General features: G+C 50.0%; 1 rRNA gene. It reads left to right on the plus strand.

The features are described 5' to 3' along the window. Window positions 1-250 (plus strand): 23S ribosomal RNA (locus QP324_RS12140); the annotation flags it as partial.

Consider the following 250-nt stretch of genomic DNA (forward strand, 5'->3'; position numbering starts at 1 on the left):
GCTTCTAGCCAGAGAGATATTACCCGTACCGCAAACCGACACAGGTAGTCGAGGAGAGAATCCTCAGGTGAGCGAGAGAACTCTCGTTAAGGAACTCGGCAAAATGACCCCGTAACTTCGGGAGAAGGGGTGCTGATGGTAAAAGATCAGCCGCAGTGAATAGGCCCAAACAACTGTTTATCAAAAACACAGGTATCTGCAAAATCGTAAGATGACGTATAGGTGCTGACACCTGCCCGGTGCTGGAAGG

It is taken from the genome of Corynebacterium sp. UMB0012, assembly GCF_030216265.1.
Lineage (GTDB): Bacteria > Actinomycetota > Actinomycetes > Mycobacteriales > Mycobacteriaceae > Corynebacterium.